General features: G+C 67.9%; 13 protein-coding genes. 8 read left to right on the top strand and 5 right to left on the bottom strand.

The genetic code is table 11. The annotated features are described in order from the left end of the window. Nucleotides 1-408: 408 nt before the first annotated feature. A complete protein-coding gene (locus ARC23_RS17010) occupies nucleotides 409-1824 on the top strand; it encodes a DEAD/DEAH box helicase (protein WP_057498289.1) in 1416 nt (471 codons plus the stop codon). A 549-nt stretch (nucleotides 1825-2373) separates the two neighbouring features. On the opposite strand, the gene ARC23_RS17015 is transcribed toward ARC23_RS17010, so the two are convergent. Then, on the bottom strand, nucleotides 2374-4968 hold the full coding sequence (locus ARC23_RS17015) for a M14 family zinc carboxypeptidase (RefSeq protein WP_057498290.1): 2595 nt from the start codon (nucleotides 4966-4968) through the stop codon (nucleotides 2374-2376). A 74-nt stretch (nucleotides 4969-5042) separates the two neighbouring features. Next, on the bottom strand, nucleotides 5043-7682 hold the full coding sequence (locus ARC23_RS17020; protein WP_057498291.1) for a TonB-dependent receptor: 2640 nt from the start codon (nucleotides 7680-7682) through the stop codon (nucleotides 5043-5045). A 195-nt stretch (nucleotides 7683-7877) separates the two neighbouring features. On the opposite strand from ARC23_RS17020, the gene queD reads away from it, so the two are divergent. Next, nucleotides 7878-8240 carry a 6-carboxytetrahydropterin synthase QueD gene (gene queD / locus ARC23_RS17025; RefSeq protein ID WP_057498292.1) on the top strand — a complete coding sequence of 121 codons (363 nt, stop codon included), beginning with the start codon at nucleotides 7878-7880 and terminating at the stop codon, nucleotides 8238-8240. A gap of 116 nt (nucleotides 8241-8356) precedes the next feature. Then, a complete protein-coding gene (locus ARC23_RS17030) occupies nucleotides 8357-8704 on the top strand; it encodes a phasin family protein (protein WP_057498293.1) in 348 nt (115 codons plus the stop codon). A gap of 775 nt (nucleotides 8705-9479) precedes the next feature. Here ARC23_RS17030 and asnB read toward each other — a convergent pair. Beyond that, entirely contained in the window at nucleotides 9480-11381 is a 1902-nt protein-coding gene (gene asnB, locus ARC23_RS17035; protein ID WP_057498294.1) for an asparagine synthase (glutamine-hydrolyzing), read from the bottom strand. A 351-nt stretch (nucleotides 11382-11732) separates the two neighbouring features. On the opposite strand from asnB, the gene ARC23_RS17040 reads away from it, so the two are divergent. Both ARC23_RS17040 and ARC23_RS17045 read left to right on the top strand, forming a co-directional pair. Next, nucleotides 11733-12422: a winged helix-turn-helix domain-containing protein gene (locus ARC23_RS17040; protein ID WP_057498295.1), complete on the top strand. Its 690-nt coding sequence runs from the start codon at nucleotides 11733-11735 to the stop codon at nucleotides 12420-12422. Continuing rightward, entirely contained in the window at nucleotides 12419-13765 is a 1347-nt protein-coding gene (locus ARC23_RS17045; RefSeq protein ID WP_057498296.1) for an ATP-binding protein, read from the top strand. Before ARC23_RS17040 ends, ARC23_RS17045 begins: the two co-directional genes overlap by 4 nt. Here the strand turns inward: ARC23_RS17045 and ARC23_RS17050 are convergent. After that, nucleotides 13762-15231 (bottom strand): sensor histidine kinase, encoded by a 1470-nt coding sequence (locus ARC23_RS17050; RefSeq protein WP_057498297.1) that lies wholly within the window; start codon nucleotides 15229-15231, stop codon nucleotides 13762-13764. The genes ARC23_RS17045 and ARC23_RS17050 overlap by 4 nt on opposite strands. Further along, nucleotides 15228-15947 carry a response regulator transcription factor gene (locus ARC23_RS17055; protein ID WP_014035866.1) on the bottom strand — a complete coding sequence of 240 codons (720 nt, stop codon included), beginning with the start codon at nucleotides 15945-15947 and terminating at the stop codon, nucleotides 15228-15230. Before ARC23_RS17055 ends, ARC23_RS17050 begins: the two co-directional genes overlap by 4 nt. 144 nt (nucleotides 15948-16091) lie before the next feature. Between ARC23_RS17055 and msrB the strand changes: the two genes are divergently transcribed. The 3 genes from msrB to msrA are packed head-to-tail and all read left to right on the top strand — an operon-like array spanning nucleotide 16092 to nucleotide 19188. After that, entirely contained in the window at nucleotides 16092-16664 is a 573-nt protein-coding gene (gene msrB, locus ARC23_RS17060; RefSeq protein WP_057498298.1) for a peptide-methionine (R)-S-oxide reductase MsrB, read from the top strand. A gap of 2 nt (nucleotides 16665-16666) precedes the next feature. Then, on the top strand, nucleotides 16667-18436 hold the full coding sequence (locus tag ARC23_RS17065; protein WP_057498299.1) for a cytochrome c biogenesis protein DipZ: 1770 nt from the start codon (nucleotides 16667-16669) through the stop codon (nucleotides 18434-18436). Between the two features lie 14 nt (nucleotides 18437-18450). Next, complete coding sequence (msrA, locus tag ARC23_RS17070; RefSeq protein WP_057498300.1) at nucleotides 18451-19188, top strand: peptide-methionine (S)-S-oxide reductase MsrA; 738 nt, start codon at nucleotides 18451-18453, stop codon at nucleotides 19186-19188. The last annotated feature ends 162 nt before the right edge of the window (nucleotides 19189-19350 follow it).

Genomic DNA, 19350 nt, shown 5'->3' on the forward strand with positions numbered 1-19350 from the left:
CGGGTTTACGGCGTCTCCCGCCACCGGACCCACCCCGCCAACCCTCAGGAAGCCAGCTTTTGACGTTGACGCTGACGTGGCTCCGGCCTCTGCTGGTGCAGGGCTCAGCCCTGCAGAGACACCCCCTACCTGAACAGGCCTTTTTGCGTGAAGTCTCAAACATCGTTTAGACTTGCAGGGTCTGCAGCGGCCGTCCGTTTCCCTCCGGGATCGCCGGCGACCAGGGTCCGCCCTCTTCGCCCGCCCCCACTCCGACGCCGTTCGTCACGCATTCCAGCCTGCGCTTCGTGCCGGCTGCACCCAATTCTCGCAGCGCGGTTCACGGGAACGCTCCGAGTCAGCCGATCACTCTGATCTGCCCCCGTCTGTCCGTTCGGACAGGCGTTTCTTGTACTTGGAGCAAACTCAATGTCTTTTGAATCGCTGGGCCTGGCGCCCTTCCTGCTGCGTGCGCTGGCCGAGCAGGGCTACGAAAACCCGACCCCGATCCAGCAGCAGGCGATCCCGCTGGCGCTGGCCGGCCGCGACCTGCTGGCCGGTGCACAGACCGGTACCGGCAAGACCGCCGCCTTCGGCCTGCCGCTGCTGCAGCACCTGGGCACCGCGTCGCAGGAAGTGCGCGCCGGCCCGCGCAAGCCGCGCGCGCTGATCCTGGCCCCGACCCGCGAGCTGGCCACCCAGGTGCATGACAGCCTGCGTGGCTACAGCAAGTACCTGCGCATTCCCAGCGCCTGCATCTACGGCGGCGTCGGCATGGGCAACCAGCTGGATATCCTGCGCCGTGGCGTGGACCTGCTGGTGGCCTGCCCGGGCCGCCTGATCGACCACCTGGAGCGTCGCAGCGTCGACCTGTCCGGTATCGAAGTGCTGATCCTGGACGAAGCCGACCGCATGCTCGACATGGGCTTCCTGCCGTCGATCAAGCGCATCCTGGCCAAGCTGCCGAAGCAGAACCGGCAGACCCTGCTGTTCTCGGCCACCTTCGAGGACAACATCCGCCAGCTGGCGCTGGAGTTCATGCGCAACCCGGAACAGATCCAGGTGACGCCGAAGAACACCGTGGCCGAAACCATCACCCACCGCGTGCACCCGGTCGATGCCGGCCGCAAGCGCGACCTGCTGCTGCACCTGCTGGCGCAGGACAGCCGCGAGCAGACACTGGTGTTCGCCCGCACCAAGCACGGCAGCGACAAGCTGGCCACGTTCCTGGAAAAGTCGGGCATCAAGACCGCAGCGATCCATGGCAACAAGAGCCAGGGCCAGCGCCTGCGTGCACTGGGCGACTTCAAGGCCGGCCGCGTGACCGTGCTGGTGGCCACCGACATCGCCGCGCGTGGCATCGACATCAACGAGCTGCCGAAGGTGATCAACTTCGATCTGCCGATGGTGGCCGAGGATTACGTGCACCGCATCGGCCGTACCGGCCGCAACGGTTCCACCGGCCAGGCGATTTCGCTGGTGGCGCAGGATGAAGTGAAGCTGCTGCGCGCGATCGTGCGCCTGCTGGGCCGCGACATGGACATCCGCGATGTGCCGGGCTTCGAGCTGCAGACGCCGATCCGCTGGGGCAACAGTGCGCCGGGCAAGGCCGAGCACGATACCGGTGAGCGCGCGCCGCGCAAGAGCCACGCACGCCGTCCGCACGGCGATGCACCGCGCCATGCGCATGCCGGCCCGAAGAAGGCCGGTGGTGGCCGTCGCGAGGGCGGCGGCAATGGCCAGCAGCGTGCGGGCGCGGGTCAGGGCCAGCGCCGTGGCGGTGGCGGCAATGGTGGCGGCCGTGGCCGCGGCCAGGGTGGCAACGGCGGCGGTCGCGCCGGCTGATCCCAGCTGACAGGGAGGGTGCTTCCCGCTGCGCGGGGAGCTATCGAGGGACGGCGCTGACGCGCCGTCCTTTTTTGTTGCGGGCTACCGGGTGATAAAGCACGCGGTGGCAGTACCGAGGGCGAATGGGCATGGGGGCAGCGCAGAACACGCTGTAAATACGTCCATGTAAGCTCGATGGCGCCATCCATGGCGCCAACGGTTCTGCGCTGCCCCCATGCCCATCCGCTTCAAGCATTGCCTGCGCCTTCTTCTCCCGCCGGGTAGCCGGGAGAAGAAAGATCAAATTCAAATTCAAATTCAAAGGCAAAAGCCGAAGTCGCAATTCCTGGCTTTGCTTTTGCTTTTGCTTTTGCTTTTGCCCTTGCTCCCGCCTTGGGGTCTGATGCGTCCGCGCCCGCAGGAAACTGTCGAGGGGAGGCCGGGCGGGCTGCGCAGGACCATGAGGCGCATGGATGCGCCGATCGAGCTTACATGGACGTATTTACAGCGTGTCCTGCGCAGCCCGCCCGGCCTCCCCCACACGCGTCAACAAAGGCGCGCAAACCCTCAACCCCGCGCTTTACTCGGATTCACCAGATTCCCGAAGAAGATCGCGTTGATCAGCAGTCGGTCCGTTCCGTGCCAGTACTTGCGGTGCGCCGGGTCATCGGCAAACAGCACCACGTTGCCCTGCCCCTGCGCCGACACCAGCAGCCATGCACTGCCTGCCACCCGCGTGCGGTTACGCTCGGACAGGTAGCCGTTCACCCGCGGCGGCGTGTCGATGCGCACCACCGTGGAGAACGGGTTCGCGCTCGGCTGCAGCGTCACCGTGTTCTCCTTGTTGATCGCCAGCTGCCGGCGCGGCACGCCGAACGCCAACGGATGGCTGGTATCCACGTCGGCACTGAGGATGTTGCCGCTGACCCGCTCGATCGCAGCGATGTCGCGCTGGTCGCCAAACGCGCGGCGACTTGCATCAGCAGCGTCTTCTTCCTTGCCGAGCTTTTCGCCGTCGGCCAGCTTCTGCTCGATCGCCCACTTCGAGGCACTGCCGTAGGTCACCAGTGAACCACCGGCCTGCACCCAGCGCTTCAGTGCAGCCACCGCCGTGGCATCGACGCCCGTGTAGGTGCCACCGGACAGCACGATCGTGGTGTAGCGGTCCAGCGGCACCTTGCCCAGCTGCTGCGGATCCAGCTTGCTGGCTGGCAACTGCAGCTGCTGGTCGAGCAGGAACCACGCCGATCCGATTTCGGTGGCGGCCACGCCCTCGCCCATCACCAGTGCCACCGCAGGCTTGCGCAGCGCCTTGACGCCGTCACTGCCGAGGTCGATGCCTTCGCGGCTGCGGCCGCTGGACAGCGCGTGGACCTGTACGCCCGCCTCGCGCGCGGCGGATGTCACCGCCTCAAGCAATGCCGCACCCTGCAGCGACTGCCCGGCGACCGGAATGACCAGGCTGCCGGCGGCGAAGCTGATGTCGCCCTGCGCGGTCGCCGTGGTGAACGGCTGGAATGCCGCGCGTGCATTCACGCCCTTGCCCTGCAACGCGGCCAGCACGCGCCCGGCGTTGTAGTCGCGCCAGTCGATCGCATAGGCGAATCCGGCCTCGCCACCCTGCACCGCACCCTGCTCGGCCGGCAGCGCGGTCACGCGTGCGCCACCGCCGATGCGGCTGCGGCTGCCCGCGAAGGCCACGCCGTAGGCCGGTGCGATTGCATAACTGGTGCTGCCGTAGAACACATCGCCCTTGATCGGCGGCGTCTCGGCAAAGATCGAATGCACCAGACGGAACTGCGCCTGCTGCACCGGCACCACGTAGGCGCTGCCGGCGTCGAAGTGCTGACCATCGACAGTGACTGCACGGTCCAGTGCGCGCACCTCGATGCGATGCAGCAGCAGCAGTTGCAGCAGGCGACGGGTCAGTGCCGGGTCATGCGCATCGCCGAACACAAAGCTCTTCACCGGCTGCTGCGCGGCCTGTTTCAGTGCACTCTGGAAGAACTGCTTCTGCAGGTCGAACAGGCCGCTGCGCTCGGTCACCGCGCCACGCACGGTGCCCAGCCCGGTGGCGACCTGGTTGCGGATGGTGAACGGGAAGGTCAGCAGGCCATTCACCGATTCCTGCACGCGGCCGCGCGAGCTGGCCTGTTCGACGGTCACGCCGACCGCGCCATGGAAGTCCGGGTAGGTAGAGCCATACACCGGTGAGAAGTTGTCGAAGTTCTCGCCGGTGTAGTACAGCGAACCCAGCGCATCCAGCGCCTGCGCGTGGTACCTGGCCAGGGTCTTGTTGAACTCATACGACGCCGCCGGAATCAGCGGGCTGTGCATGCTCTTCGGCGACGGCTCGAAGTAGTAGGTGCTGTCCTTGCCCATCTCGTGGAAGTCGATCTGCACGTTCGGGTACCACTGGTGGAACACCTCCACCTTCGGCCGCGAGTCCTGCTGGGTCAGGGCCAGCCAGTCGCGGTTGAGATCGGTGAAGTAGTGGTTGGTGCGCCCCTGCGGGAACGGTTCGACGTGCTCCTTGTCAGCCGGGTCCGCCGAGGCCGGATCGGAGGCCCAGGCGTTGTGCCAGTTGGCAGCACGATCACGGCCGTCCGGATTCTGCGCCGGGTCGAACAGCACGACTGCCTGCTGCAGCCATTGCTGGGTCTCGGCGCTGCGGTTGGCCACCAGGTAGTAGGCCGTCAACATCGCCGCTTCTGCGCTGGAGGTCTCGTTGCCATGCACGCTGTAGCCCAGCCACACCACTACCGGACTGTCGCCGGCCGCGCTGAGCGGCTGCGCTGGATCGGCCAGGGTCGCGTGCTGCTGGCGGATCTGCTCCAGCCGCGCATGATTGCCTGCAGCAGTGACGGTGGCGATCAGCAGCGGGCGGCCCTCATAGCTGCGACCGATCTCGCGCACGCTGATTTTGTCGGAACGCTTCGCCAGTTCCTGGAAGTACGCCACCAGCTGGTCGTGCCGGGTGTAACGGCTGCCGATCGGGTAGCCGAGGAACTGCTCCGGCGTGGGCACCGCCGCATCGAACGCGGCAGCGTCGGTGACCTGCGGGAAGAAGTACGCGCTCTGTGCCTGCGCCGGCTGCGGCGGGGACAGCGCGGTGGCGGCGGCGATCAGCAACGGAAGAACAGTACGGCGATGCAAGGACACGGTGACTCCCCTGGAACACAACGGCAGACGATCGCGCGGCCGGTCCCTTCAGGTGACCGGCCGCGGCGGATGGATCAGAAGCGGTAATCGAAGCCCAGCGTGAAGTAGCGGCCGCGCAGGTCGTACTGGCTGAAGTCGTACGGCGCGCGGATGCCCGGGAACGAGGCGTCGTACGGCGGCGTCTTGTCGGCCAGGTTCTGCACCTTCGCGTACAGCGTCAGCTTGTCGATGCCGGTGTAGCCCAGGTACAGGTCGTACTGGCTGTAGCTGCCGACGCGCTGCTGCACGGCCTTGGCCGCGGTGCTGGCCTCCTGGCGGTAGCTGCTGGTGTAGTACCAGGTCACGGCGGCGTTGAAGTCGCCGTACTTCCAGTCCAGCGTGGTGGTGGCCTTGTCCTTGGGCAGGGTCGCGCCCAGGTTGCTGCCGGCGTAATCCACCAGCGGGCCGCCGACCACGGTCGGGCGACGGTAGTCGCGCACGTGGGTGTAGGCCGAGGACACGGTGAAGTCACCCAGTGCCGCGGTCGGGATGCGCTGGCGCAGTTCGACGTCGATGCCCGAGGTCTTCAGTTCGCTCAGGTTCTGGTAGCGGTTGTAGACCGCCTGCAGCTTGCCGCGCTCGTCGCGCTGCACCGCGCCGGCCACGTTGTCGTTGACCAGGGTCTGGGTGTTGTTGGTACCGACCAGGTTGTCCAGCTGGATGCGGTAGTAGTCCACGCTCAGGTTGGTGTTGGCCCACGGCGACAGCACCACGCCGAAGTTCACGCTCTTGGTGCGTTCGGGTTTCAGCGCGTTGTTGCCGACGGTGAAGAAGGTCGGGTTCTGGCGCGAACCCGGCACGTCCGGGTCACGCGGGTCGACCACGCTGCCGTAGGCGATGCTGGTGCTGTTGGAGTTTTCCGACAGCGACGGTGCACGGAAGCCCTTCGACGCCGAGGCACGCACCAGCAGGAAGTCGAGCGGCTGCCAGCGCAGGCCGATCTTCGGCGAGAACGCATCGCCGAAATCATCGTAATGGTCGGCGCGCGCAGCAGCGGACAGCTCCAGCGTGGACGCCAGCGGCACGTTCACTTCGGCGTAGGCGGCACTGACCTGGCGCTGGCCATGCACTTCGGCGATGGCCGGGCGCACCTGCAGGCCGGCATCGATCTGCCACGGATTGTTGGAGTCGAGCTTCTCGCGGCGCCACTCGGCACCGGCAGCGAAGCCGATGTCACCGGCCCAGCTGTGGCCGAGAGTGCCGGAAATCTTCGCGTCGATGCCCTGCAGCTTGGACTCGGCCGGGCGCAACGTGGCGATGTTGATCGCATCGCGCACCGACTGCGGCGTCGCGGCGGGGTTGAGCAGGTTGTAGCTGCCCGTGGCCAGCGCATCGGCCAGTGCCCAGCGGTTGGCGAAGCCACCGGATACGGTCTCGCGCTCGCTGCTGCGCGCACCGAATGCGGCCACTTCCCAGTCCCAGTTCGCGGTGGTGCCGCGCAGGCCGAAGACGCCGCGATAGGCGGTGGAGCGGTTGGTCTTGATGGTGCCGCCGAGGTCGAAGAAGGTGTACTCGATCGGGATCGCGCGGCCGTACCGGTTGTATGGATTGCTGGCCGGCAGCAGCGACGACACCGGCTCGGCCAGGCCGCTGTTGGCGTTCAACGCGAAGCGACCGCTTTCCAGAGTGAAGAACGGGCTGCTGCCGAACCAGGCGGCGCTCTTGATCTGGCTGTACAGCACTTCGCCGAAGGCCTCGACGTTGTCGTTCAGGCGGAAGGTGCCGTTGGCGTAGGCCTGGTAACGCTTGGTCGAGGGAATCAGCGTGGTGAACGGCGCCTGGTTGAAACCGCAGGTATCGCCGGCCAGGCCATCGATCGGCGCACTGGCGACACGCGTGGTGCCGGCCGGGCAGTTGCCGTTGGCATCGAGCATCGGCACCGACACGCCGTTGACCAGGTAGCGCGCGCCCTTGGCCGACCAGCCGTTCCAGCGGCCGCCCGGCTGGTCGGTGTAGATGCCGCTCTTGGTCAGGTTGCGTTCGTCCTGGTCCAGGCGCTCGCGGTTGTAGCCCTGCAGGCTGAAGAGGATGTTGTAGCCATCAGTGTCCAGATCACCGAGGCCGCCGACGAACTTCAGGTTCTGCTCGTGCAGGCCGCCCTGGTCGGCACCGCCGAAGCTGCCGCCGATCTCGGCGCCTTCGAAGTTCTGCCGGGTGATGATGTTGACTACGCCGGCCACCGCATCGGAACCGTAAACGGCCGAAGCGCCGTCCTTGAGCACTTCGATGCGCTCGACCGCCACCAGCGGCAACGCGTTGAGATCGACGAAGGTGTCGGACAGGCCACCGGCCGGGAAGCCATAGTTGGCCAGGCGACGGCCGTTGAGCAGCACCAGCGTGTTCTTCTGCGACAGGCCACGCAGGCCGATGCCGGCCGAACCGGAGGCCCAGCCGTTGTTGGTGGTTTCGTTGGCCGCGTTACCGGTGTTGGCTGAGATCGAACGCAGCACATCGGCCACGGTGGCCTTGCCGGTCTGTTCCAGCTGCTGGCGGCCGATCACCTGCACCGGGTTGGAGGCCTCGGTATCGGCGCGCTTGATGTTGGAGCCGGTAACGCGCACGGCAGCCAGCGTGCTGGCTTCGCCACTGGCGGCGGCGGAGGTTTCGGCGGCGGCGGACAAAGGCGCGGCCAGAGCGACGGCCAGGGCCGCCACGAGCAGGGTGTGCTGGGGCATGACGATGTGGGGGAGGTAGTGGAAGGACGACGTAAGTTCCGCAGTAGTCCATGCCTGGCCGGGGCTCGGCCAATAACATCTCTTCATACGGATATAAGAGAAACTATCATCTCTTCATCCGGATGGAAAGAATTTCTTCACAGGCACATCTGCGCCGGCCGGCCGTAGGCGACAGCTGCGACGTACAATGGCGCCATGGAAATCTTCAAAGTCTTCATGATCGAGGCGGCGCACCGCCTCCCCAACGTGCCGCCAGGGCACAAGTGCGCGCGCCTGCATGGCCACTCGTTCCGGGTGGAACTGAAGGTGGAGGGCGAGCCGGGCGTGCAGACTGGCTGGATCATGGACTTCGGTGATGTGAAGGCCGCCTTCCAGCCGATCTACGACCGCCTGGACCACCACTACCTCAACGATATCCCTGGCCTTGAGAACCCGACCAGCGAGAACCTGGCGGTGTGGATCTGGAACGAACTCAAACCCAGCCTGCCGGCGTTGAGCGAGATCACCGTGCACGAAACCTGCACGTCCGGCTGCCGCTACCGCGGCCCGTCCACCTGATCAAGCCATTGATACTGAAGGGTTTTTAAAGGCGCCCTGGGCGCCTTTGTTATTTTTGTTGCATTGCCGCATCAACGGCGTATGCTGCATTGCATCAAGTCACTCCCTGATGCCCCATGGCCGCCGCCTTCAGCGATCGCTTCAGTGATGCCACCCGCCAGCTCGCCGCCGCCGCAACGCGTGCGAACCGGTTGGCGTTGGAAAACGCAGAAAGCGTGTTCGGCGTGCAGCTGAAGGTGATGGAGCGCAACCTGACCGCGACGGGCGGCTGGCTCGGCGAACTGGCCCGCGGCGAGGATGCGGCCGGGACGCTCTCCAGGGGTGCACAGCTGTGGCAGGACAATCTGCAGCGGCTGGGCCAGGCGCAGCAGGATGTGGTCGGTCTCGGCCTGCAGGCCAGCAAGGCCTGGTCGGAACTGGTGCAGGGTTACAACGAATCAACGGCGGACGCGAACAGTCACTGACGCGACGCAACGCTCATTGCATGGGTCCCTCCCCCCATGCAATCCGGACCCGGCAGATCCCTCCCTCTGCCGGGTCTTTTTTTGCCTGTCGTTTGGATACCGAAGTGCGTCTTCGTCCGACGTCTCTGCAGGCTGAAGGGCCCCGCCGGGGCAGGCAGGGGCCTGGGCAAATGTCCCCCGGCGCCGGCCGTTGGCCGTCACCTCCTCCTCTACTTTGCCCAGACCCCTGCCCCCCCGACGAGGCTCGGCGTGCGGTGAGGAGAGCGCAGCGCGCGCGGTAGCCTCTCAACGAGGCGCCGACGAACTTCGAACGCAGGGCGGAGGCCCTTGCGTACGAAGTAAAGGGGGAGGTGACGGCCAACGGCCGGCGCCGGAGGACATTCGTACGCAAGGGTCTCCGTCCTGCGCCGCGCAGAGTGCATCCGCCAGGAGCGTGTCTTCGTCCTGATCTGCCGCGAACCGATGGGCCCCGCCGGGGCAGGCAGGGGCCTGGGCAAATGTTCCCCGGCGCTGGCCGTTGGCCGTCACCTCCTCCTCTACTTTGCCCAGACCCCTGCCCACCCCGACGAGGCTCGGCGTGCGGTGAGGAGAGCGCAGCGCGCGCGGTAGCCTCTCAACGAGGCGCCGACGAACTTCGAACGCAGGGCGGAGGCCCTTGCGTACGAAGTAAAGGGGGAGGTGACGGCCAACGGCCGGCGCCGGAGGACATTCGTACGCAAGGGCATCCGCCCGGCGCCGCGCAGAATGCATCCGCCACACGCGAGGCAGGAAAGGCTCAGCGCCCGCGACCACCGTGCCAATGCTGGTGCCACGCCTGGAACATCAACACGTTCCACAGGTGCGTGTGCCACTTGCGCTCACCGCGCAGGAACGCTTCCCAGATGCCGCGCACGCGTACTGCATCGAAGCAGCCCTGGTTGCGCAGCCGCTGCGGGTCCAGCAGCGCCTCCGCCCAATCGCGCAGCGGGCCGGCCAACCACCGCGCCATCGGCGGACCGAAGCCGCGCTTGGGGCGGTACACCAGCGGCTCGGGCAGGTAGCGCGCCAGCAGGTGCTTCAGAATCAGCTTGTGCTCGCCGTCGTGGTACTTCAGGTGCTGCGGCAGGCGCCAGGCAAAGCGCACCACGTCCATGTCCAGCAGCGGCGCGCGCGTTTCCACCCCCGCCGCCATGCCCGCACGGTCGACCTTGGCCAGGATGCCCTCGGCCAGGTCCATGCGGAAATCCAGCAGCTGGATGCGCGCCTCGGCCGGCAGCGTCGTGTCCTGCTGCTGGAAGATCGTCACCGGCTCACGCGCACCCAGCACCACCTGCGCCGGCTGCCGCCAGCGGGTCACCCGCTGCAGGTAGTGACCTTCCACATCGTTGGCAGCAACCTCGGCCACCAATGCACGCCAACCACCGAGGCGGCCGCGCTCAACGTTCATGCGGTTGCCGCTGCGCCGCGCCAGATCACGCACCCAGTCCGGCAGGCCACCGCACAGGCGGGCATTGCGCAGCGCACGGCCGTAACTGGGATGGCCGAAGAACAACTCATCGCCGCCGTCCCCGGTCAGCGCCACCGGCTTGCGCGCACCCAGCAGTTCGCTGGCCAGCAGCGTCGGCAGCTGCGAAGCGTCGGCGAACGGCTCGCACCAGACCTGCGGCAGGCGCTGCAGCAGGTCCAGGCCCTGGCGAGCGTCCATGCGGTGCAGATGGTGCTGCACGCCCAGGTGGCGCGCGACCTGCGAGGCCCAGTCGCTCTCGTCATGGCCGGGATCATCGAAGCCCACCGTCCAGGCCTCGACCGGCAGGGTCGACTGGGCCTGCATCATTGCCGTTACCAGCGACGAGTCCGTGCCGCCGGACAGGAACGCGCCGCAGGCCAGTGGCGAGTGCATGCGCGCAGCGATGGCCTTCTGCAGCACTGCTTCCAGCTGATCGGTGGCCTGCTCAAGGTCGGGCGCCGGCTGCAGCGGTTCCTGCAGTGCGCTGTGCATGGCATCGCGCGCGCACCAGTAGCGCGAACCACCCTGCGCGGCCTGTCCGGAACCGCCCGCAGCGTGGTCGGCAAGATCGATGCGCAGCATCGCGCCTGCCACCAGCTTGTGGATGCCGCGGTAGATGGTGTGCGGCGCCGGCACGTAGTCATGGCGCAGCAGCAGGCTCAGCGCATCCTGGTCGATGCTCGGGGCGAAACCGGCGAAGGCCTGCAGCGCCTTCAACTCGGAGGCGAACAGGAACTGGCCCTGGTACCAGCCGTAATACAGCGGCCGCTCGCCGACCGGGTCACGGGCCAGCCACAACACGCGCGCCTGCCGGTCCCAGACGCTGAAACCGAAAGCGCCCTCGATACGCGACAGCGCGCGCTGCACGCCCCATTCGACGATCGCCTGCAGCAGCAGCCGCGCATCGCTGCAGCTGCGTGGCAGGTCGCGCAGCTGCGCCTGCAGGTCGGCGCGGTTGTACAGGCGACCGTCCAGGCACAGTACGTAGCGACCGCAGTCCGAGCTCAGCGGCTGCAACGGCATATCGGTGGGGGCCCGGCAGTGGCCCAGCGCGACCCCGGCGTCTGCATCCGTCCAGTAGCCGATACGTCCACGCCCACGCTGCTGCAGGGCGCGCAGCATCGGTGCCAGCTGTTGCAGCAGCTGCTCATCGTCGGCGGGCGGCAACCAGGCGCCGACCACGCCGCTCATCGCGAACCTCCACGCTGGCAGCGGCGGGACGAGTTGGGCAGGCAGGGGGTGGCGGGCGACATGGGGACGGCACGCGGAGCGGAGGAGACTCCATGCTCGGCGCGGCCGGCGTGCGCTGTCAGTCGCGTTGCTGTCAGCGATCGTCACCGGCCGTGGCCACCACGTAACGTTTTGTAACGGCAACCGGCTATGCTGGGCAGCAAGGTGTTGCCGGGACTGAGGCCCGGCCCGCGCGCCAGCAACCCCGGCTGAATGGCGCCCGCCCCCGGAACCCGGGCGGCCCGAAGGCTGGGATAGGATCGCCGCGCTCGTGCCGTGGCGGTACGTCTGCGCCTACGGAGGCCTTGGAAAATGCTGGATATCGTACTGGTCGAAGACGATGCCCGCCTGGGTACGATGGTCAGCGACTATCTGCAGCGGCATGGCTACCAGGTGGCACACGAGCGCAGCGGAGCGCGCGCGGTGACCCGCATCCTGGCCGAAAAGCCGGCGCTGGTGCTGCTCGACGTCGGCCTGCCCGACCAGGATGGTTTCGAAGTGTGTCGACAGATCCGCCCCCACTATGACGGCATCATCTGCGTGCTGACCGCCCGCACCGACAACATCGACCAGGTGCTGGGGCTGGAACTGGGCGCCGACGATTACATCGGCAAGCCCATCGAACCGCGGGTGCTGCTGGCCCGCCTGCGCGCCCACCTGCGCCGCCACCGCCGGGTTGAACCCCGTGACGGCAGCCTGCGCTTCGGCGAGCTGAACATCGACCCCTCCACCCGCAACGTGCACCTGCAGGGCGGCCTGCTGGAACTGACCACCGCCGAGTTCGACCTGCTGTTCCTGCTGGCCAGCAACGCCGGCCAGATCCTGGACCGCGATGCGCTGCTGCGTGGCCTGCGCGGGATCGCCTTCGACGGCCTGGACCGCTCGATCGATGCGCGCATCTCGCGCCTGCGTCGCAAGCTGGGCGACAACCCCGAGCAACCGGAACGGATCAAGACCGTCCGCGGCCGCGGCTACCTGTTCAGTCGATCGGCATGGGGATGAAACGCACGCCCTCGGCGATGCGCGGTCACGCCTTCCATTTCCTGCGCTATGGCATCGGCTTCCTGGTCGCGCACCTGCTGTTGATCGTGCTTGGCCTGTGGGCCTGGGACGCCCTGCTGGAAGACCGCACCGAAGCGGGCCTGCAGGCCGAGATGCGCGGTACCCATGCGCTGCTGCAGCACCGCTTCGCCGAGACTCCGCGCGAACAGTGGCCGTCACTGGCGCGCCAGCTCGACACCGATTTCGCCTATGCCCTGCGCATGGTGCCACTGGCCGAGGCAGTGAAGGAGCTGCCCGCCAGCCAGCGCCCGCCCTTCAACAATGGCCGGGTGCAGATCGATCTGGAGCACATGCGCAGCCTGCAGCGTATTGGTGACAGCGACTATGCGGTGATGCTGGGACCACTGGACGAAGCGTTGCCCGACGAAGGCTGGCAGGACAGCGATGTCTCCGGCGTGGCCATCCTGCTGCTGATCCTGATGGTGGCCGTTGCACTGCCGATGTACGTGATGGTCTACCGCCTGTGGCGCGATGTCTCGCAGCTGGCGCAGGCGGCGCGGCGCATGCGCGATGGGCAGCTGGACACCCGCGCGCCGCGCGCCGGCACCGCGCTGGTGAGGCCGTTGGCCAATGCCTTCAATCACATGGCCGAACAGCTGCAGCAGCTGCTGGAAAGCCAGCGCGTGCTGGCGCAGGCGGTGGCACATGAAGTGCGCACGCCGCTGGCGCGCATGCGCTTCGGTCTGGCCGACCTGGAGGACACCGCGCTGGACGAAATCCAGCGTGATGCCCTGGGCGGGCTGCGCACCGATGTCGATCGGCTGCAGCACCTGACCGATGCCGGCGTCGAGTACGCCGCGCTCGGCCGCTGCCATCAGCTGACCCGCCAGCGCCTGCAGCTGGCCGCGCTGGTGCGCGGCGTGGTCGCCCAGTTCGCGCCGCTGCCGATGCCGGTGCAGCAGGCGCTGTCGCCGGCAGGCCTGGTCAACGCCAACCGGCACATGCTGGAACTGGCCCTGCGCAACCTGCTGGGCAATGCGTTGCGCTATGCACGCCGGCATATCCGCATTGCCAGCACGGTCAATGACGGCTGGCTGTGCCTGCAGGTGGAGGACGACGGCCCCGGCATCGCGCCCGAACTGCGCGGCCAGGTGCTGCAGCCTTACGTGCGGCTCGACCCGGGCAGCCCCGGCTTCGGCCTTGGCCTGGCGCTGGTGCAGGTGGTGGCCGACAAGCACGACGGCCACGTCGAGGTGACCGATTCCGAGCTGGGCGGCGCCTGCATCCGCCTGCACCTGCCGCTGGAAAGCAGCGGCGTGGTGGAGCACGCGGCGGCCTGCTAGGCCGCCGGTTCCGCGCGCGGCAGCGCAAACACGAACAGCGCACCCTGTTCGCTGTCACGCAGTTCGATGCGGCGGCCATGCAACTGCACGATGCGCTGCACGATCAACAGGCCCAGTCCGCCGTTCTCGCCACGGCGCGCACCCAGTGCGGCCGGTGCCTGGAACAGCTGCGCGCGCAGTGCCGGCGCCACACCCGGGCCATCATCGGCCACACTCACCTCGACGCTGTCCGGCGTTGCACGCAGGCGTACCTCGATCCGGCCCCCTTCGGGTGCATGACGCAGGGCGTTGTCGAGCAGGTTGGTCAGCACCCGTTCGACCAGGCCCAGGTCGGCGCGCACCAGGGGCAAGCCCGGCGGGAAATCCGCATGCAACCTCTGGCTGCGGGCCTGCGCCGCCAGCTCGAACTTCTGCAGCACGTCCTGCAGCAGCTCCGGCAACGCGAATACCTCCCACTCCAGACGTACTTCGCCATGCTCCAGCCGCGCCAGCTCGAACAGCGCGCGTGCAAGGCGGCCGACCTTGGCGCTCTGCGCCAGCGCGATGCCGAGATAGCGGCGGCGCTCGTCCGGCGACAACGTGGCGTCCTTCAACGCCAGCGTCTCCAGATAGCCGTGCAGCGATGACAACGGGGTGCGCAGGTCATGCGAGATGTTGGCCACCAGCTCGCGCCGCTGCAGGTCCTGCTGGCGCAGCTGCTGCCACTGCTCGCCCAGCCGTTGCGCCATCTGCGCATGGGCGTGTTCGAGGATCACCAGCTCGTCGCGTTCACCGGGGCGCAGCGGTTCCGGCGGCGGCAACGGCGTGGGGGCGTCGATGTCGAAGGCCTGGATGCGACGGGTCAGCCGGCGCAGCGGCCGGGTCACCCAGTAGAAGGCCACCAGCCCGGCCAGCAGGCCGAGGCCACCGACCAGCACCACCGACCACCATGTGGTGTTCCACTGGCTGCCGGCGGCAAGATCATCGGACAGCATCTGCCGGTGCTCGCCCACCAGCACCACGTACACATAACCGGCCTGGCGGCCCTGCACGATCAGCGGCGCGGCGCTGAACACCTTGCGCCCGTCCGCACTGCGCGGGTCATCGCCCAGGATCGGTAGCGGCGCACCGGACAGCAGGCGGCGCAGCGGCGCCACGTCCACCCGGTTGCGCACCAGATGTCCACTGGGTGCATCGTGACCGAGGATGCGGCCCTGGTCGTCCAGCAGGTAGACCTCGACGCTGGGGTTGACCGCCATCAGCTGGCCGAACAGCGCGCGCACCGCGGCGTCGCGCATGCCGCTGGTATCCATCAGCTCGCTGCGCTGGGCGATGTGCTCGGCCAGGCCCAGTGACAGCCGCTGCACGACTTCCTGTTCATGGCGCGTATTGGCGCGCATCTGCAGGGCCAGCAGCGCCATGCAGCACATCAGCATCAGCGCGGCGATCACCGCCGCCAGCTTCTGCCACAGGTTGGGCTTGATCATGCCGCCGCCCCGGCCGGATCGACCAGCTTGTAGCCGCGTCCCCACACCGTCAGCAGCCGCCGCGGGTTGGCCGGGTCCGGCTCGATCTTGCTGCGCAGTCGGTTGATGTGGGTGTTGACCGTGTGCTCGTAACCATCGTGCTGGTAGCCCCAGACCTGGTTGAGCAGCTCCATGCGAGCGAACACCTGGTCCGGGTGGCGCGCGAAGAACAGCAGCAGGTCGAACTCGCGCGGGGTCAGCTCCAGCGCATTGCCATCCACTGAAGCAGTGCGCGCGACCGGGTCCAGCTGCAACCCGCCCAGCTCGATCGCACCGGCATCGATGCGCGCGCTCTGTGCCATCGCCTCGGCGCGGCGCAACAGCGCACGCACCCGCGCTACCAGCTCCGGCATCGAGAACGGCTTGGCCAGGTAGTCGTCCGCGCCCAGTTCCAGGCCGACGATGCGCTGGGTTTCGCTGCCACGCGCGCTGATGATGATGATCGGCACGTAACGTGCCATCGCGCGTGCACGCTGGCACACCTGCAGGCCATCCACACCGGGCAGCATCACGTCCAGCACCAGCGCATCCCACGGTCCGTCCTGTTCGAGCAGGCGCAGGCCGGCGTCGCCGCTGGCGGCGTGGGCGACGTCGTAGCCTTCATCGCCCAGGTGCATGCGCAGCAGGTCGGCGATGTGGGCATCGTCTTCAACGATCAGCACGCGTTTGGTGGACATCGGTAGCTCGGGGCCAGTGGGGAGGCTGCCCGCATTGTGGCGCGGGATGGCCGCCGATACCTCACGAAAAATTGAATCCTGCGTGAGGATTCGTTGACCCGGGCGGGCGCAGCATGGCCCCGTCGCCCCTTCCCGGAGTCCGCCATGTCCTTGTCCCGCCGCCATCTGCTGGGCCTGGGCGGTGTTGCCACCGCCGCTGGCCTGCTCGGCCTGGGCGCCTGCAGCCGCGCCGCCCCGGCCGCCGCCGAAGCGCGCCCGTCGCGACAGTTCGAGGTCATGCACAGCGATGCGCAATGGCGCCAGCAACTGACCCCGGCGCAGTACGCGGTGCTGCGCCAGCAGGCCACCGAGCGCCCCTGGAGCAGCCCGCTCAACAAGGAGCACCGGCAGGGCACCTTCGCCTGCGCCGGCTGCGCGCTGCCCCTGTTTTCCTCGTCCACCAAGTTCGAGAGCGGTACCGGCTGGCCCAGCTTCTGGGCACCGCTGCACAACGCGATCGGCGAGGACCGCGACGTCACGTTCGGAATGCTGCGGGTGGAAGTGCATTGCCGGCGCTGTGGTGGCCATCTCGGCCACGTCTTCAACGATGGCCCGCGCCCGACCGGGCTGCGCTACTGCATGAACGGTGCAGCCATGGTGTTTGTTCCCGGCACCGGTGATGGCGCTGCCGACGGCTGGCGCGTGCCGGTCGGTTCTTCCCCTGTTTCCGGAGCCTGACGATGCTGCTGTTGCTGCTGGCCTTCCTGGGCGGTGCGCTGACCCTGCTCAGCCCGTGCATCCTGCCGGTACTGCCATTCGTGTTCGCACGCGCCGACCGCCCGTTCCTGCGCAGTACGTTGCCACTGCTGCTGGGCATGGCACTGACCTTCACCGTGGTCGCCAGCCTGGCCGCCGTGGGCAGCCAATGGGTGGCGCAGGCCAATCAGGTTGGACGCTGGTTCGCCCTGCTGCTGATGGCCCTGTTCGCGCTCGCACTGTTGTGGCCGCGGCTGGCCGACCATCTGCTGGCACCGTTCCAGCGTGTGGGTGCGCGGCTGAGCGCGCGCGCCGACGCGGCCGATGCCGCCGGCCGTGGCGGTGCGTGGACCTCACTGCTGATCGGCGTTGCCACCGGCCTGCTGTGGGCGCCCTGCGCCGGGCCGATCCTCGGCCTGGTGCTGACCGGTGCCGCCCTGCATGGTGCCAGCGCCGGTACCAGCACCCTGCTGCTGGCCTACGCGCTGGGGGCCGTTACCGCGTTGGCCTTGGCGGTCTGGGTGGGCGGCCGCGTGTTCCGCGCCCTGCAGGCGCGTCTCGGCCTGGGTGACGTGCTGCGCAAGGTGTTGGGTGTGGCCGCACTGCTGGCGGTCGTGGCGATCGGCCTGGGCTGGGATACCGGCCTGCTGACCCGCCTGTCCACGGTCAGCACCGCGCGCATCGAACAGGGCCTGCTCGATGCGGTGCCCGGTGCGCAGCCGGCGGCGCCGCCGATGATGATGATGGCCGCCGCCAATGCCGGTGCCGACGCGCCGCTGCCGGTGGAAGGTACCCTGCCCGCGCTGGACGGTGCCACCGGCTGGCTCAACAGCCCGCCGCTGGCCACCCAGCAGCTGCGCGGCAAGGTGGTACTGGTCGATTTCTGGACGTACTCCTGCATCAACTGCCTGCGTGCGATGCCGTTCGTGCACGAATGGGAGCGGCGCTACCGCGACCATGGCCTGGTGGTGATCGGCGTGCACACCCCGGAGTTCGCCTTCGAACGTGACCCACGCAACGTGATGAAGGCGGTGCAGCAGCTGAAGGTCGAGTACCCGGTGGCGCTGGACAACCAGTACACGATCTGGCGCGCGTTCAACAACCGCTACTGGCCGGCACAGTACTTCGTCGATGCACAGGGCAACATCCGCGGGCACCAGTTCGGCGAGGGCAACTACGCGCGTTCGGAACAGGTGATCCGTCGCCTGCTGGCCGAGGCCGGACAGACCCATCTGCCACCACCGGCCAACCCGGCCCCCGCCGAACTGAAGGGCGTGGCCGCGCAGGCCGACATGGGCAACCTGCGTTCGCCGGAAACCTATCTGGGCCACGCCCGCGCCGAGCAGTTCGCCTCGCCCGGCGGACAGCGCGCCGATACCGCCTTCGATTACTCGCTGCCTGCTGCGCTCGTGCTGAACCAGTGGGGCCTGTCCGGGCGCTGGAGCGTCACCGACGAGGCCGCGCAGCTACAGCAGGCCGGCGGCCGCATCGCCTTCCAGTTCCATGCCCGCGACCTGCACCTGGTGCTGGCACCGGGCCAGGAAGGAAAGCCGGTGCGTTTCCGCGTGCTGCTCGATGGCAGGCCGCTGCCGGCCACCGATGCCGGCAGCGATGTCGGCGCCGACGGCAGTGGCGTGGTCGACGAGCACCGCCTGTACCAGTTGGTACGCCAGCGCGGCACGGTCGGCCCGCATCGCTTCGAGATCGAGTTCCTCGATGCGGGCGTGCAGGCCTATGCCTTCACCTTCGGCTGAACCAGGAGGACACGATGAAACTCTCCTTTGAACAGGGCATCGCCGCCGGTGTGGCCGGCCTGGTGGCCACGGCCTTGATTGCCGGCGTGCTGCTGGTCGACCACGGCGCGATGGCGGCCCCTTCCGAGGCGGCGGCGCCGTTGAAGGCGGTACCCGCACCGACCGGTGATGCGGCGTACCGCGATGACGCGACCCACGCCAGCGTGGTATTTGCCGGCGGCTGCTTCTGGGGTGTGCAGGGCGTGTTCCAGCACGTCAAGGGCGTGAGCAATGCGGTGTCCGGCTATATCGGCGGTAGTGCTGCCAATGCCCGTTACGAGCGCGTCAGTCTTGGCCAGACCGGCCACGCCGAAGCGGTGAAGATTGATTACGACCCCCGCCAGGTGAGCTACGGGCAGCTGATGCAGGTGTTCTTCGCGGTGGCCCACGATCCGACCCAGCTCAACCGGCAGGGTCCGGACCATGGCAGCCAGTACCGCTCGGCCATCTTCAGCGACGACGCCCGCCAGCAGGCAGCCAGCCGTGCCTACATCGCCCAGCTCGGCCAGGCCGGCAGCTTTCCCGCACCGATCGTCACCCAGCTGGTCAGCGGCCAGCGCTTCTACCCGGCCGAGAGCTACCACCAGAACTACATGAGCAACTATCCGCAGGCGGCCTACATCCGCTATTACGACGCGCCGAAGCTGGCGGCGCTGGGCAGGCAGTTCCCGGCACTGTACCGGCGCGATGCGGTGCTCGTGCCGATGCGGTAGCCGGCATTTCCGCGGGCGCGGCTGCCCCACCTCTGCAGAGCCGAGCCCACGCTCGGCTGCCGTTGGCGGAAGTGCAGCCGAGCATGGGCTCGGCTCTACACACAACGAAAAAAAAAAGCGCACGGCCATCCAGCCGTGCGCATGGAAAGTATCGCCCGGGCA

Origin of the sequence: Stenotrophomonas beteli, assembly GCF_001431665.1 — a bacterium.
In the GTDB taxonomy this organism is placed as follows: Bacteria; Pseudomonadota; Gammaproteobacteria; order Xanthomonadales; family Xanthomonadaceae; genus Stenotrophomonas; species Stenotrophomonas beteli.

Coding starts and splice junctions, on each gene's coding strand:
- ARC23_RS17010 (WP_057498289.1), top strand. CDS start 409: ATGTCTTTTGAATCGCTGGGCCTGGCGCCCTTCCTGCTGCGTGCGCTG.
- ARC23_RS17020 (WP_057498291.1), bottom strand. CDS start 7,682: ATGCCCCAGCACACCCTGCTCGTGGCGGCCCTGGCCGTCGCTCTGGCC.
- queD (WP_057498292.1), top strand. CDS start 7,878: ATGGAAATCTTCAAAGTCTTCATGATCGAGGCGGCGCACCGCCTCCCC.
- ARC23_RS17030 (WP_057498293.1), top strand. CDS start 8,357: ATGGCCGCCGCCTTCAGCGATCGCTTCAGTGATGCCACCCGCCAGCTC.
- asnB (WP_057498294.1), bottom strand. CDS start 11,381: ATGAGCGGCGTGGTCGGCGCCTGGTTGCCGCCCGCCGACGATGAGCAG.
- ARC23_RS17040 (WP_057498295.1), top strand. CDS start 11,733: ATGCTGGATATCGTACTGGTCGAAGACGATGCCCGCCTGGGTACGATG.
- ARC23_RS17045 (WP_057498296.1), top strand. CDS start 12,419: ATGAAACGCACGCCCTCGGCGATGCGCGGTCACGCCTTCCATTTCCTG.
- ARC23_RS17050 (WP_057498297.1), bottom strand. CDS start 15,231: ATGATCAAGCCCAACCTGTGGCAGAAGCTGGCGGCGGTGATCGCCGCG.
- ARC23_RS17055 (WP_014035866.1), bottom strand. CDS start 15,947: ATGTCCACCAAACGCGTGCTGATCGTTGAAGACGATGCCCACATCGCC.
- msrB (WP_057498298.1), top strand. CDS start 16,092: ATGTCCTTGTCCCGCCGCCATCTGCTGGGCCTGGGCGGTGTTGCCACC.
- ARC23_RS17065 (WP_057498299.1), top strand. CDS start 16,667: ATGCTGCTGTTGCTGCTGGCCTTCCTGGGCGGTGCGCTGACCCTGCTC.
- msrA (WP_057498300.1), top strand. CDS start 18,451: ATGAAACTCTCCTTTGAACAGGGCATCGCCGCCGGTGTGGCCGGCCTG.